At 71.4% G+C, this 13,866-nt stretch carries 16 protein-coding genes; 10 read left to right on the forward strand and 6 right to left on the reverse strand.

Going from position 1 to position 13,866, the window contains the following annotated elements; all coding sequences use genetic code 11:
• Window positions 1-268: 268 nt before the first annotated feature.
• Complete coding sequence (locus ACR2FV_RS17560) at window positions 269-748, reverse strand: hypothetical protein (RefSeq protein ID WP_434016997.1); 480 nt, start codon at window positions 746-748, stop codon at window positions 269-271.
• Between the two features lie 222 nt (window positions 749-970).
• Window positions 971-1,606 (reverse strand): Maf family protein, encoded by a 636-nt coding sequence (locus ACR2FV_RS17565; RefSeq protein WP_434016998.1) that lies wholly within the window; start codon window positions 1,604-1,606, stop codon window positions 971-973.
• A gap of 100 nt (window positions 1,607-1,706) precedes the next feature.
• On the opposite strand from ACR2FV_RS17565, the gene ACR2FV_RS17570 reads away from it, so the two are divergent.
• The gene (locus tag ACR2FV_RS17570) at window positions 1,707-1,964 is read left to right on the forward strand and encodes a hypothetical protein (RefSeq protein WP_434016999.1); all 258 of its coding nucleotides are present in this window, start codon (window positions 1,707-1,709) and stop codon (window positions 1,962-1,964) included.
• 6 nt (window positions 1,965-1,970) lie between these two features.
• Window positions 1,971-2,855: an FHA domain-containing protein gene (locus ACR2FV_RS17575; RefSeq protein ID WP_434017000.1), complete on the forward strand. Its 885-nt coding sequence runs from the start codon at window positions 1,971-1,973 to the stop codon at window positions 2,853-2,855.
• 7 nt (window positions 2,856-2,862) lie between these two features.
• Here the strand turns inward: ACR2FV_RS17575 and ACR2FV_RS17580 are convergent, their stop codons facing one another.
• A complete protein-coding gene (locus tag ACR2FV_RS17580) occupies window positions 2,863-4,593 on the reverse strand; it encodes a DUF885 domain-containing protein (protein ID WP_434017001.1) in 1,731 nt (576 codons plus the stop codon).
• Here ACR2FV_RS17580 and ACR2FV_RS17585 point away from each other — a divergent pair.
• Entirely contained in the window at window positions 4,579-5,256 is a 678-nt protein-coding gene (locus tag ACR2FV_RS17585) for an MOSC domain-containing protein (RefSeq protein ID WP_434017002.1), read from the forward strand. The two genes, ACR2FV_RS17580 and ACR2FV_RS17585, sit on opposite strands and share 15 nt — an antisense overlap.
• A 47-nt stretch (window positions 5,257-5,303) precedes the next feature.
• Here the strand turns inward: ACR2FV_RS17585 and ACR2FV_RS17590 are convergent, their stop codons facing one another.
• Both ACR2FV_RS17590 and ACR2FV_RS17595 read right to left on the reverse strand, forming a co-directional pair.
• On the reverse strand, window positions 5,304-5,534 hold the full coding sequence (locus ACR2FV_RS17590) for an acyl-CoA carboxylase epsilon subunit (protein WP_434017003.1): 231 nt from the start codon (window positions 5,532-5,534) through the stop codon (window positions 5,304-5,306).
• Entirely contained in the window at window positions 5,531-7,141 is a 1,611-nt protein-coding gene (locus ACR2FV_RS17595; protein ID WP_434017004.1) for an acyl-CoA carboxylase subunit beta, read from the reverse strand. Before ACR2FV_RS17595 ends, ACR2FV_RS17590 begins: the two co-directional genes overlap by 4 nt.
• Window positions 7,142-7,165: 24 nt before the next feature.
• Between ACR2FV_RS17595 and ACR2FV_RS17600 the strand changes: the two genes are divergently transcribed.
• From ACR2FV_RS17600 to ACR2FV_RS17615, 4 genes are read left to right on the forward strand one after another with little or no spacing between them, the layout of a single operon-like run.
• Window positions 7,166-7,921: a biotin--[acetyl-CoA-carboxylase] ligase gene (locus ACR2FV_RS17600; RefSeq protein WP_434017005.1), complete on the forward strand. Its 756-nt coding sequence runs from the start codon at window positions 7,166-7,168 to the stop codon at window positions 7,919-7,921.
• Window positions 7,922-7,957: 36 nt separating this feature from the next.
• Entirely contained in the window at window positions 7,958-8,752 is a 795-nt protein-coding gene (locus tag ACR2FV_RS17605; RefSeq protein WP_434017006.1) for an enoyl-CoA hydratase/isomerase family protein, read from the forward strand.
• A gap of 24 nt (window positions 8,753-8,776) precedes the next feature.
• Window positions 8,777-9,454 carry a response regulator transcription factor gene (locus ACR2FV_RS17610; RefSeq protein ID WP_434017007.1) on the forward strand — a complete coding sequence of 226 codons (678 nt, stop codon included), beginning with the start codon at window positions 8,777-8,779 and terminating at the stop codon, window positions 9,452-9,454.
• Between the two features lie 20 nt (window positions 9,455-9,474).
• Window positions 9,475-10,524, forward strand: a complete 1,050-nt coding sequence (locus ACR2FV_RS17615) for a sensor histidine kinase (protein WP_434017008.1) — start codon at window positions 9,475-9,477, stop codon at window positions 10,522-10,524.
• Here the strand turns inward: ACR2FV_RS17615 and ACR2FV_RS17620 are convergent.
• Window positions 10,497-11,030, reverse strand: coding sequence for a GtrA family protein (locus tag ACR2FV_RS17620; protein WP_434017009.1), 534 nt, complete (start codon window positions 11,028-11,030; stop codon window positions 10,497-10,499). The genes ACR2FV_RS17615 and ACR2FV_RS17620 overlap by 28 nt on opposite strands.
• A 43-nt stretch (window positions 11,031-11,073) precedes the next feature.
• Here ACR2FV_RS17620 and ACR2FV_RS17625 point away from each other — a divergent pair, with 43 nt between their 5' ends.
• From ACR2FV_RS17625 to ACR2FV_RS17635, 3 genes are read left to right on the forward strand one after another with little or no spacing between them, the layout of a single operon-like run.
• Window positions 11,074-12,291: a 5-(carboxyamino)imidazole ribonucleotide synthase gene (locus ACR2FV_RS17625; protein ID WP_434017010.1), complete on the forward strand. Its 1,218-nt coding sequence runs from the start codon at window positions 11,074-11,076 to the stop codon at window positions 12,289-12,291.
• Window positions 12,284-12,802, forward strand: coding sequence for a 5-(carboxyamino)imidazole ribonucleotide mutase (gene purE / locus ACR2FV_RS17630; RefSeq protein WP_434017011.1), 519 nt, complete (start codon window positions 12,284-12,286; stop codon window positions 12,800-12,802). Before ACR2FV_RS17625 ends, purE begins: the two co-directional genes overlap by 8 nt.
• Before the next feature lie 4 nt (window positions 12,803-12,806).
• Window positions 12,807-13,859: an LLM class F420-dependent oxidoreductase gene (locus ACR2FV_RS17635; RefSeq protein WP_434017012.1), complete on the forward strand. Its 1,053-nt coding sequence runs from the start codon at window positions 12,807-12,809 to the stop codon at window positions 13,857-13,859.
• Window positions 13,860-13,866: the final 7 nt, after the last annotated feature.

Raw genomic sequence — 13,866 nt, forward strand, 5'->3', positions numbered from 1 at the left:
TGCGCTACGCGTTACGACGGGACCGGCACTTCTCCACCCGGCACCGCGGCATCCCCCCGGTCTGACGGGCGCCTGCTCCGCAGCGGAGTGACCACGCCAGAGGTTGGGGAGACTACTGCGGTGTGCGGCACGACCCACGGACAGTGCAGTTCCTTCTGGCCGGCCACGTCGACTTCTGTTCCACTGAGCCGAACCTCTGGAGCGTCTGCTCTCACCATCTCGGCCATGGCGAGGTCGAAGTCTGCGTTCGCCACGTGTAGCAGGGTGCTCATGGTCCATCCGGCGTCGAAGGAAGCGTCGGCGAACGGGCCGAGCCCGGCCCCGGTCCGGTCCGGTCCGCCAGAGTGCGCGCAGTGTCGATCAGCGCACCCGCGGCGAAGCCCTGCAACACCCGAGCCCCGTGCGCCGCTGCCAGCACCGCGTCATCACCGATGGCCTCCGTCGAGGCCACCCGGGCCGTCACGGACTCCCCCTGAGCACCGTTCTCCCCGGCAGCGCCGCCCTGGTGCGCGGCCGCGGACGTCACCACCGCCAGCACCGCATCGGCAACCCCCGACGGCAGGCCCAACCCACCCAGACCCTGCGCCACCTGGTCCAGCGCGACCCGCTGCGGGGAGCGCGTGAGGAACGCGATCAGCTGCTCGCTGGTCCACTGCGAGGCGTCGAAGCCGACGGTCACGTCGCAAAGACTCGGCGTCCCCGTGCCCGGCACACCCTCCTGATCCATCACCGACACGTCCACCACCACCTTCGCCAGGGTCGATCACCCGAATCAGCCGAGCAACCTCGATACCCATCAGCATAGTACACAGGTTCGATTGCGCTTGACGTCCTCGAACCGGCTGGTGGGTGAAACTTGGGCGCGACACACTCTTGTGGACGAAGCACGGAGCGCGCGAGGGGTGTGGACCGCCATGCGCCATCGATGTTGGTGCCGGAGAGGGGGAGGTGTCGGGGAGGGGTGCGAGGGTCAGCCCGAGACGCACAGCTCGTGCCAGGCGACACCCAGCTCGGCGAGCAGGTCGCGCAGCAGCGGCAGGCTGACTCCGACGACGGCGTGGTAGTCACCCTCGATGCCGGTGACATAGGGCCCGCCGAGACCGTCGACGGTGAACCCACCAGCGACCTGCAGCGGCTCACCGGTGTCGACGTAGGCTCGGATCTCCGCATCGCTCAGGTCGGCGAAGTGCACCGTGGTCGACGCGGTGGCCCCGACCGCCCGGCCCACGGGATTGCCGTCGAGCTCGACGATCCAGTGCCCGGTGTGCAGCACGCCGGACCGGCCGCGCATCCCCTGCCAGCGAGCGATGGCGGTATGCGGGTCGCCGGGCTTGCCGTGCACCTCGCCGTCAAGCTCCAGCACGGAGTCGCAACCCAGCACCAGCACCCTGCCTGAGTGCTGCAGCCGACCGGCGACGTGCTCAGCCTTGGCCCGAGCCAGGATGAGCGGCACCTGCGCGAGCGCAGGCGGCCCTGCCTCCTCGGTGACCGAGCGCAGGACCGCGTCCTCGTCGACCCCGGAGACGACCACGTCGGGATCGACCCCGGCCCGGCGCAGAGTGCTCAACCGAGCAGGGGAGGCGGAGGCGAGAACGAGGGCTACCACAGCCGGACCCTATCGGCCCAGGGGGGTGCCGTTGCGGAAGAATTACGATGGGTGGATCATAATAAGTCCTAAACAAATCGACGTAGGGAGCAGATCGACCATGACCTCCAGCACGGAGCACAGCCAGCCCGCCGCCAGCGGCGGACAGAACGTCTCCTGGACCGACCTGGGCCAGGACCTGTGGGCTTACCTGACCGGCCGCGGCGCGGCCATCAACTACAGCTTCGTCGACATGTCCGTCGAGGTGCCTCGGGACACCGGCCCGGACGCCCCGCGCGCGACCTGGAAGCTCGACGGCACCCTGCGGATCACCACGAGCGACGACGAGTCGTCGGGTGCTGACCCGATGCGTTCCTGACCTGCTGTGACACACCAGCTGCGGCTGCACGCCGACCTGCGCTTCTCGGCTCAGGCACCCACTGCTCAAGACGGCGAGACGATGGTGAGCGGGACCGTCACGGGTGACGGTCCGCACGTCGACGTCACGCTGGACGATCTGTCCGCGGTGAGTCCCGGCATACCGGGTGGGACGCGACGCACCCTGGTGCGTTCCGGGCGGGCAGCCGCAGCACAGGTGGCCAAGCAGGGGCTGACTCTCACCCTGCGCGACCGGGAGGGACCCCTGGTCACCGTCGGGGCCGTGCGTGCATCCTTGTTGACCCGGCTGGCCACCCGGTCGCGGGACGTGCGGATCGACGACTGGTCCCGCGTGGTGAGGTTGGTGCGCACTCGCCGTCGGGGCAGCAAGATGGGACTGGGTGACCTGCTGCCCCCCGCCACGCCGTGGCCGCCGACGCCCATGTTCCGGGTCCGGCGGCGGGTCGCCCGGACCACGCACGACCCTCTCGGCGGGGGCGGACCTCGGCTGGTCTTCTCCGTCGGCCAGGCGCCGGTCGTCGGGGTGACCCGCCGGGTCTTCTACCTCAAGCAAGGCACCTCGACGATCGGCAGCGACCCCTCGTGCGATCTCGTGCTGTCCGGTCTCGAGCCGCACCAGGCCGAGGTGCTCCGCCAGCACGAGGGCGACGAGTATGTCCTGGTCGCGACGAGCGCTGCCGGAGTGACCCGGGTCAACGGCGAGGTGCCCGACGGTCAGCTGCTGCGCACCGGATCCCGGATCCAGCTGGGTGAATGGTCAGTGGCGTACTCCCGGGAGGAGTATGCCGATCACGGTCGCCCGTTCGGTGGGCGCGCCGGTGGCGAGTTCAGCCGGCAGCAGCCGCAACAGCAGCCGACATACAAGCGCTGAGCAACGCTCAGAGCCGACCGAGGAGCGCGTCGCGCAAGGTGTCGAGGCCGACGCCACCGATGTCCAGGGCGCGACGGTGGAAGGCTTTCAGGTCGAAGTTTGCGGCCTCAGTTCGCCGCGCCTCGTCACGCAGCTCGAGCCAGAGCCGCTCGCCGATCTTGTAGGCGGGCGCCTGGCCCGGCCAGCCGAGGTAGCGGTCGAGCTCGAACCGGACGAAGCCCTCATCCATGTTGACGTGGGCGCCCAAGAACTGCCACGCCTTGTCATAGGTCCACTCCCCACCGCCGACCTCGGCCGGTGCCTCGAACCCGCAGTGCACCCCGATGTCGATCACGACTCGCGCGGCTCGCAGCGACTGGCCGTCCAGCAGGCCCATCCGCATACCCGGGTCGTCCATGAAGCCCAGATCGGCCATCAGCCACTCGGCGTAGAGCGCCCAGCCCTCGGCGTGCCCGGAGGTGAACGAGGCCAGCCGGCGCCAGCGGTTGAGCAGCTGTGAGCGGTAGGCGGTCTGCGCGATCTGCAGGTGGTGACCCGGGACGCCCTCGTGGTAGACGGTGGTCAGCTCACGCCAGGTGCTGAACGCCGTCGTCCCCTTCGGCACCGACCACCACATCCGGCCGGGACGGGAGAAGTCCTCCGAGGGACCGCTGTAGTAGATGATCCCCGTCTGGCTCGGCGCAATCATGCACTCGATCCGACGGACCGGCGCGGGGACGTCGAAGTGGGTGTCGGCCAAGGCCTCGATCGCCTCGTCCGCGGCCCCCTGCATCCACTCGAGCAGAGCCTGGGTGTCCGCCAGCTGATAGCGCGGGTCGGCATCCAGGATCTCGATCGCCTCGTGCACGCTCGCGCCGGGCCGGATCTGCTCGGCGGTCTGCTCCATCAGCTCGGTGATCCGAGCCAGCTCCTGCTGCCCCCAGGCGTAGGTCTCGGCGAGGTCGATCTGCGCACCGAGGAAGGCGCGCGACAGCAGCCGGTAGCGCTCGACCCCGGCCGCGTCGGACTCCGGCGCCTGGGGCGCCAGCTCGTCGGTGAGCAGCCCGGCCAGCCGTCCGTATGCGGCGCACGCCTCGGCCGCGGCCTCGGCCAGCTCCTCCCGCAACCCCGCGCCCATCCCGGCATCCTCCGCCTCGACGAGCAGCACCGCATACGTGCTGTCCGCGCCGGTCTGGTCCCGGCACTGTTCGGCGACCTTGTGCACCTGCCGCACCGGTGCGACGGCGCCCCGCTGCGCCGACCATCGCAGTGCCGAGGCGTACTGCTCCAGGGCCACCGGCACAGCCCGCAGCCGGGTGATGATCGTCTGCCAGTCGCCCGCGGACTCCTTGGTCATCAGGTCGAAGACGTCGCGCACCTCCTGCACCGGGCAGGCGATGACGTCCAGCGCCACGGGGTCGGTGCCGTTCAACACCCGCTCACCGAGCTGCACGTCCAGGTCGAGTCGCTCTCGCATGGCTGCGACCGTGACCTTGTCGACGTCGTCACTCGGCTCGACGTCGGTCAGGGTCTGCAGGGTGCGCCGGGCCAGCGCCACGACCGCGCGGGTCCGCTCGATCCTCAGGTCGTCGATCGCCTCGTCGTGTCCCGGCACCCCGAGGTAGGTGGCCAGCAACGGGCTCAGCTCGATCTCCGCGTCGAGGTGTGCCTCCGCGATGCGGTCGATCTCGGTATGGGGGCGGATGGGCTCGCTCACGCAGGTGAAGGTACTACGTTGGGCACCGTGATCGCCGCCCATATCCGATCGGTCAACGCCGGCCCGGTCGTGGACGCTGCGCACGCGGGCATCGGCCGCAGCGCGATCGACAAGCGCCCCGTGGGCACCGCCGAGCTGCGGGCGCCCGGCAGCAAGTCCGGCGGCCTGGGCAGCGGGGTCGTGGGCGACGGGATCGCCGACCGGCGTGATCACGGCGGGGACACCCAGGCGGTGTATGCGGTGGCGCGCGAGGAGCTGGACCACTGGGCGGGCGTGCTCGGACGGGACCTGCCGGACGGCATGTTCGGGGAGAATCTCACCACCTCGGGCCTGGCGGTCGACGACGCGGTGATCGGCTCGCGCTGGCAGGTCGGTGACACCGTCGTGCTGCGGGTCTGTGGGCCGCGTATCCCGTGCCGGACCTTCGCCGGGCACATGGGCGAGGCGCGGTGGGTCAAGCGGTTCACCGACCGCGGCCGCAGCGGGGCCTACCTGGCGGTCCAGACACCCGGTGAGGTGCGGGCAGGCAACGAGGTGGTCGTGTCGGGGGCACCAGGGCACGGGATCGACGTGCGCACAACGTTCCGCGCGTTCATGGGTGACCTCGACGCAGCCCGGGCCGTGCTGGACGCCGAGTGCCTCGACCGGGCTCATCACGCCGAGCTGAGCGATCTCGTCGCTCGGCGCTTGAAGGCATCAGGCTGAGCCGCACTCGGCGTCCGACGGAGCCGCCGGTCGCCCGAGAGTCCTGGTCAGCGCGGCAGGGCAGAGCCGCGCCAGGCGCCGGGACCAGGAGAGAGCCGGGGCCGCGCCGCTCGCGCACGGGCGTTCCACAGTGAGCGCCGGGCATGGCTGCCCGCGGCGCGCTCGGCCCCGTCTGCGCGCAGGGCGGCCAGGGCAGAGACGATCGCCGCCACCTCGGGCGGGGTCGCGCCGCCGGTGACGGTGACCACCGGCGGATCCGGCTGCGGGTCGGCGCTCACAGCGGGATGTTCCCGTGCTTCTTGGGCGGTCGGTTGGCCCGCTTGGAGCGCAGCGTGCGCAGCGCCTTGATCACCTGCACCCGGGTCATCGACGGTGCGATCACGGCGTCGACATAACCGCGCTCGGCCGCGATGTAGGGGTTGGCCAGGGTGTCCTCGTACTCCCTGATCCGCTTCTGCCGCTCCGCGTCCACGGCCTCGGACCCGCCGGATGCAGCGGCGTCGCTGAGCTGCTTGCGGTAGAGGATGTTGACCGCGCCCTGGGCGCCCATCACCGCGATCTGCGCGGTGGGCCAGGCGAAGTTGACGTCGGCGCCCAGGTGCTTGGAGCCCATCACGTCATACGCCCCGCCGTAGGCCTTGCGGGTGATCACGGTGACCAGGGGGACCGTGGCCTCGGCATACGCGTAGAGCAGCTTGGCGCCGCGCCGGATGATGCCGCCCCACTCCTGGTCGGTGCCAGGCAGGAAGCCGGGCACGTCCACCAGGGTCACGATCGGGATGTTGAAGGCGTCGCAGGTGCGCACGAAGCGGGCGGCCTTCTCGGAGGCGTCGATGTCGAGGGTGCCGGCCAGCTGCATCGGCTGGTTGGCCACGATCCCGACGGAGCTGCCCTCTATCCGGCCGAAGCCGACCACGATGTTGGGCGCGAACAGCGCCTGCACCTCCAGGAAGTCGCCGTCGTCGAGCAGGTGCTCGATCACCGTCGCCATGTCGTAGGGCATGTTGGGCGAGTCCGGCACGAGGGTGTCCAGCTCCTCGTCGTGGCTGGTCACCTCCATCTCGACGTCGGCGTCGAAGACCGGCGGGTCCTCCAGGTTGTTCTGCGGGAGGTGGGCCAGCAGGTCCTTGACGTAGGTGATGGCGTCGGCTTCGTCGCTCGCGCAGTAGTGCGCCACCCCCGAGCGGGTGTTGTGCGACCGGGCGCCGCCGAGGTCCTCGAAGCTGACGTCCTCGCCGGTGACCGTCTTGATCACGTCGGGCCCGGTGATGAACATGTGCGAGGTCTCCTCCACCATCACGATGAAGTCGGTGATCGCCGGGGAGTAGACGGCGCCGCCCGCGCACGGGCCCATGATCAGCGAGATCTGCGGGATCACCCCGGAGGCGTGCACGTTGCGCCGGAAGATCTCGGCGTAGAGCCCCAGGGCGACCACGCCCTCCTGGATCCGGGCGCCGCCGGAGTCGTTGATGCCGACGACCGGACAGCCGACCTTCATCGCCAGATCCATCACCTTGACGATCTTCTCGCCGAAGACCTCGCCGAGCGAACCGCCGAACACCGTGAAGTCCTGGGCGTAGACCGCCACCGGGCGCTCGTCGACCGTGCCGTAGCCGATCACGACGCCGTCGCCGTAGGGCCGGTTGGCCTGCTGGTCGAAGGTGGTTGACCGGTGCCGGGCCAGCTCGTCGAGCTCGGTGAAGGAGCCCTCGTCCAGCAGCTGCTCGATCCGTTCGCGGGCGGTCTGCTTGCCCTTGGCGTGCTGCTTCTCCACGGCGCGCTGCGAGCCCGCGTGCACTGCCTCGTCGATCCGTTGACGGTAGTCCGCCAGCCGGCCGGCGGTCGTGCGCAGGTCCGGCTCGGATCCGGTGCTGGAGTCGCTCATGCCCGACAACCTAGTCTTTACCGGATGGATGCACACCGCTGGGCGCGCCCGGAGTGGCATCGGAGCATCGACTCGACCCAGACCCACCTGCTGGCGGACCCGGTGCCCGGGCGGGTCGTCGTCGCCGAGCACCAGAGCGCCGGCCGGGGTCGTCGCGGCCGGGTCTGGTCGGCACCACCGGGCACGGCGCTGGCGATCAGCGTGGCCCTGCCGGCGCCCGCCCCCGAGGTGCTCGGGTGGGTGCCGCCGCTCACCGGGCTCGCGGTGCTGCGCGCCGTGGGCAGCAGCCAGTGTGCCGTGCCGGTCGCGCTGAAGTGGCCCAACGATGTCCTGGTGCCCGAGCGGGGCCGGTGGTCCAAGGTATGCGGTGTGCTGGCCCAGGTCTCGGGGCCCGCCGTCGTCGTGGGGGCCGGGCTCAACATCGACCAGACGCGCGAGCAGCTCCCCGTGACCACTCCGTTGAGCCCGGTCACGTCGTGGCGGCTGGCGCGCGGGGGAGAGGAGCTGCCGGAGGGCACGAGGCAGGCCTGGGTCGCCGACTACCTGGCGCACCTCGCGGACCTGCTCGCCGAGCTGGACCGGGACCCGGCGGCGGTGCGCACGGCATACCGGGAGCAGTGCCGCACGCTGGGTCGGCAGGTGCGCATCGAGCTGCCCGAGCGGCGCAGCGTCGAGGGCCGCGCCGCAGACGTCGAGGAGTCCGGCGCCCTCGTGGTCCAGGGACCGGAGGGACGAAGCGTGCACCACGCCGGCGATGTCGTGCACGTGCGGCCCGACTGATCGCGACGCTCGGCTGGTCGGCATACCCTGCGGTGCATGACGACACCGGTGATGCTGCGCGAGACCAGGCACGGGGAGGGCGACCACGTCGTCGAGCTGGTGCTGGACCGCCCCGAGGCGCTCAACGCGATCTCCACCGCCTTCGCCGAGCAGATCGCGTCGGCGACCCGGCGGCTCGCCGACGACCGGAGTGTGCGCGCCGTCGTGCTCAGCAGCGCTGTGGAGCGGGCCTTCTGCGTGGGCGCCGACCTCAAGGAGCGCAACGGGCTCAGCGACGCCGAGCTGATGGCGCAGCGGGTGATCACCCGGGGCGCCTACGGCGGGGTCCTGGCCCTGCCGGTGCCGGCGCTCGCGGCGATCGAGGGCTTCGCCCTCGGCGGGGGCCTGGAGCTGGCCCTGGCCTGTGACCTGATCGTCGCGGGGCAGGGTGCGCAGGTCGGCCTGCCCGAGGTGTCCGTGGGGGTGATCCCCGGCGGGGGCGGCACCCAGCTGCTCACCCGCCGGGTGGGCTGGTCGCGGGCGGCGTCGCTGATCTTCACGGCGCGCCGGGTGCCCGCGCAGGAGGCGGCGGCCCTGGGTGTGGTCGACGAGGTCGTGGCCGCCGGCAGCGCCCGGGACCGTGCGCTGGAGCTGGCGACGCTGATCGCCGGTCACTCCCCGGTCGGGATCCGCAGCGCCAAGCGCGCGATGCGGCTGGGGGCCGACGTCGACCTCGCGACCGGTCTGGAGGTGGAGGATGCCGCGTGGCGCACCACGGCATTCTCCGCTGATCGCCAGGAGGGCGTATCGGCTTTTGCCGAGAGGCGTCGGCCGCGTTGGCCAGACGTATGAGGATCGTATACGTATGATCGCACCATGACCCGGGTACTGCTTGCCGAAGACGACGAGACCATCTCCGAACCGCTGGCGCGCGCGCTGCGCCGCGAGGGATATGTCGTGGACGTGGGGGCGGACGGCCGCGCCGCCCTGGTGCTGGCCGAGGAGGAGACCCCTGACCTGGTCATCCTCGACCTCGGGCTGCCCTACCTGGACGGGTTGGAGGTGTGCCGGCGGATGCGCCAGGAGGGGCTGACCGCCCCCGTCCTGATCCTCACCGCGCGGGGCGACGAGGTCGACACCGTCGTGGGCCTCGATGCCGGCGCCGACGACTACGTCACCAAGCCGTTCCGGCTCGCCGAGCTGCTGGCCCGGGTCCGCGCCCTGCTGCGCCGCGGCACCGACCCGCAGGAGGTCGGTGACCGTCCGATCACGATGGACATCAAAGCCCGCCGGGCGTTCTTCGACGGCCAGGAGCTGTCGTTGACGGCCAAGGAGTTCGACCTGCTGCGGGTGCTCACCCGTGAGGAAGGGCGGGTCGTGTCCCGGGAGGCGCTGATGCGCGAGGTGTGGGACAGCTGGTTCGGCTCGACCAAGACCCTGGACATGCACATCTCGGTGCTGCGCCGCAAGCTGGGCGACGACGCCAACAGCCCGCGCCACATCGTGACGGTGCGGGGGGTCGGCTTCAGATTCCAGAACGAGCCGGAGCACTGACCCCACCGCCTGCTCCGACCGTGCGACACCTGCTGCGGCGACTGGCCCTGCGGGTGGCGTTATCCAGCTCGGGCATCGCCCTGGTGTTGGGCGCGCTCCTGGTGGTGGTGCTGCGCAGACTGGCGCCCGACCGCTACGCGCTGGATCTCATGCCGCTTTCCTGGCCGGTGGCCGGGCTGCTCCTCGTGGTCGCGCTGACTCTGGCCTTGTCGACCGTCGTCGCGCTGGTGCTCATCGCTCGGCCGTTGGGGGTGCTGACCAGTGCGCTGAACCGGCTCGCCCAGCGGGCGGATGAGTTCGGCTCCGGCGGCTACGCCTCTCAGGGCGGGGGCCAGTCCGGGTCCGACGGGGGGTGGCACACCGGGGTCGGCGAGGTCGACACCGTCGGGCGGATGCTGGATCGCACGCACGAGTCGCTGAACCGGTCGCTGTCCGCCGAGCGGTCCTTCGCCGCCGACGCCTCACATCAGCTGCGCACCCCGCTGGCCGCCCTGCTGATGCGACTGGACGAGATCCTGCATACCGACGACCTGGCGGAGGCCAAGATCGAGGCCGACGTGGCGATCGGGCAGACCGAGCGGCTGGCCGGGGTGGTCGATGACTTGCTGCACCGGACCCGCGCCGGGCACTCCGACGGTGGGCGCTCGGTGTCGCTGGACACGGTCCTGGCGGGGCTGGAGGCGGAGTGGACCCCGGCCTTCGAGGCGGTGGGCCGCTCGATCGTGGTCGGCGCCGAACGGGCCATGATCGTGCGCTCCAGTGCCTCAGCCATCTCCCAGATCCTCAACACCCTGGTCGAGAACGCGCTGCAGCACGGGGCCGGCCGGGTGCGGGTGGCGGCCTGCCGCAGCGGCCCCTCGGCCCTGATCGAGATCAGCGACGAGGGCGAGGGCATCGACCCCGAGCTCAGCCGGCGGATCTTCGACCGCGCGGTGACCAGTGGCGCCGGCACGGGCCTGGGTCTGGCGGTCGCTCGGGCGACGGCCGAGTCCTTCGGCGGTCGGCTGGAGCTGGCCGAGACGAGCCCGGCGGTGTTCGCGCTCTACGTGTCCATGACACCGGCCCGCTGAGCGCCCGACCGGTCTGCGGTGAGGCCCTCGCCGGTCTCGGCGAAGACGAAGGTGCGGTAGGCCCAGAAGCGGAACAGCGTGCCCAGGACCAGGCCCACGCCGTTGCCGCTGAGGTTGTCGGCCAGCTGGCTGTGCAGGTCCAGCACGTAGCGGGAGAAGCCCAGGCAGGCCAGGGCAATCAACAGTCCGAGCGCGTTGAAGACGTAGAACAAGACGAACTCCTGCGTCTTGCGCCCGCGCCGCCGGTGCCGGAAGGTCCAGTAGCGGTTGCCCAGCCAGGAGAAGACGGTGGCGATGCAGGTGGCCAGAATCTTGGCCCGCAACGGCATCTCCACCATGACTCCGGCGGACCCGGCACCCGGGATGCCGAAGACCAGCACGTTGTAGATGGCGGTGTCGATGGCGAAGGCCGTGAGACCGACGGCGCCGAACTTGCCCACCTCGTGTCGCAGCCTGTCCACCATCGAGCGGGCGCGCCGCAGCAGGGACGGCTGGGCAGGGGACACGGGGGCAGGATACGTCGTGCGGGTGGGGCTAGGCTCTGTCGGCGTGGACACCGGCACCGAGACCCTGCCCCGCCGAGCCGAGGGCGGCTTCCCGGTCGTCGGCGTCATCGGGGGCGGGCAGCTCGCCCGGATGTGCCAGCCGCCTGCCGTGGGTTTGTCGCTGACGCTGTCGGTGCTGGCCGAGTCGCCGACGGCGGCCGCGGCCCTCGTGGTGCCTTCCAGCCCGGTGGGCGATCACACCGACGTCGAGCAGGTGCGGGCGTTCGCCCGCCACTGCGACGTGGTGACCTTCGACCACGAGCACGTCCCGGAGCCGGTGCTGCAGGCGTTGCAGGACGACGGCGTCCCCCTGCACCCCTCCCCGGCGGCGCTGGTCTTCGCCCAGGACAAGCTCGCGATGCGCGCCCGCTTCACCGAGCTGGGGCTGCCGTGCCCCGTGTGGGCCGCGGCGCACACCACCGCGGAGGTCCACGACTTCGGTGAGCGGGTGGGTTGGCCGCTCGTGGCCAAGACTCCGCGCGGAGGCTACGACGGCAAGGGAGTGCGGGTCGTGCACCGGGCCGACAAACTGGCGGACTGGCTCGGGCAGGTCGGCCGTCCCGGGCCGCTGGCCGACGGGATCCTGTTGGAGCAGGCGGTCGACTTCCGCCGCGAGCTGGCGGTGCTGGTGGCCCGCAGCCCCAGCGGACAGGCCGCCGCGTGGCCGGTGGTGGAGACCGTGCAAAGCGGTGGCATCTGCACCGAGGTGCTGGCGCCGGCCCCCGACCTCGACGACGAGCTGGCTGCGGCGGCGACCGAGGCCGCGTTGCGGATTGCCGGGGAGCTGCAGGTTACGGGGGTGCTCGCGGTCGAGATGTTCGAGGTCAGCGCGGCGGCCCGCGCGGCCGGTGCCCCGGCATACCTGATCAACGAGGTGGCCATGCGGCCGCACAACAGCGGGCACTGGACCATCGACGGCTCGGTGACCAGCCAGTTCGAGCAGCACCTTCGCGCCGTGCTGGACCTGCCGCTGGGGGAGACCCGGCCTCGGGACCGGTGGAGCGTGATGGCCAACGTGCTCGGCGGCGAGCATCCGCAGCTCTACCCCGCCTGCCGGCACCTGCTGGCCCGGGACCCGGGTCTGCGGGTGCACCTCTACGGCAAGGGGGTGCGGCCAGCACGCAAGATCGGCCACGTGACGGTGTGCGGTGACGACCTCGAGCAGCTGCGCGCCCGGGCTCGGCACGCCGCCGACTACCTGCAGGGAGTCATCGATGAGTGAGGGCCTCGGCGTCGAGGTCGCCCTGGTGATGGGCAGCGACAGTGACTGGCCGGTGATGGAGCAGGCAGCCCTGGTCCTGGACGACCTCGGGGTGCGGTATGCCGCCGACGTCGTCTCCGCCCACCGGATGCCGGCCGAGATGCTCGACTACGGGCAGGGGGCGGCGCAGCGCGGACTGCGGGTGATCATCGCCGGGGCCGGCGGAGCCGCACACCTGCCGGGCATGCTGGCCGCGGTGACCGTGCTCCCGGTGATCGGCGTGCCCGTGCCGCTGCAGCACCTGGACGGGATGGACTCGCTGCTCTCGATCGTGCAGATGCCGGCGGGCATCCCGGTGGCTACCGTGTCGATCGGCGGAGCCCGCAACGCCGGTCTGCTCGCCGCGCGCATCCTGGCCTCGGGCACCGACGACCAGGCGCAGGTGCTGCGGGAGCGGTTGACGGACTTCGCCGAGGACCTGCGCCGGCAGGCCCACGCCAAGGGCGAGCGACTGCGCTCGCGAGGAGGATAGGGCGATGCGCTTCGGACTGTTCGTGCCCCAGGGCTGGCGGATGGACCTGGTCGGGATCGACCCGCAGGACCAGTGGGGGGTGCTGGCCGACCTCGCCCGCCGGGCCGACGACCACGACGGTTGGGAGTCGATCTGGGTCTACGACCACTTCCACACCGTGCCCGAGCCCAGTGAGCACGCCACCCATGAGGCCTGGACCCTGATGTCTGCGCTGGCCGCGGTCACCTCGCGGGTGCGGCTGGGCCAGATGTGCACCTGCATGAGCTACCGCGACCCGACCTACCTGGCCAAGGTCGCCGCGACCGTCGACGCCATCTCGGCGGGTCGCCTGGAGATGGGCATCGGCGCCGGGTGGTACGAGCACGAGTGGCGCGCCTACGGCTACGGCTTCCCGCGGGCGGGGGAGCGGCTGGCCCGGCTGCGCGAAGGGGTCGAGATCTTCCGGCAGATGTGGACCACCGGGTCGGCGAACCTGGCCGGCGAGCACTACCAGGTCGACGGTGCACGTTGCCACCCGCAGCCCCTGCAGGGGACCAGCCACCCCGGCTCGCCGCGCAACGGCATACCGATGTGGGTGGCCGGCGGGGGTGAGCGCAAGACGTTGCGGTTCGCGGCGGAGTATGCCGACTACACCAACTTCGACGGGAAGCCGGAGGGGTTCCGGCACAAGTCGCAGGTGCTCGCGGGGCACTGTGCCGACGTGGGCCGGGACTACGGCGAGATCGTGCGCAGCGCCAACTACAACGTGGTCATCGGCTCCACCGAGGCGGAGGTCGAGGACCGGTTCGGGTGGGTTCGCGACCATGCGCTGCGGGCCGGGCTCACCGAGACGAAGGCCGACCAGGTCGTGGCCGGCCTGCGCGGCGGACCTGCCGTCGGCACCCCGGAGCAGGTCGTCGAGAGTCTGCGTGCGCTGGCGGGGGCGGGGATGACCTACGCCATCACCTACTTCGTCGAGGCCGCCTACGACACGTCGGGCCTGGAGCTGTTCGAGAGCGAGGTCCTCCCGGCCCTGCGGGGCCGAGGCAGGCCGCGACGCCCGGTTACTGAGCAGTAAAGTGTGG

The organism is Ornithinimicrobium sp., assembly GCF_051004135.1.
Classification (GTDB): Bacteria; Actinomycetota; Actinomycetes; order Actinomycetales; family Dermatophilaceae; genus Ornithinicoccus.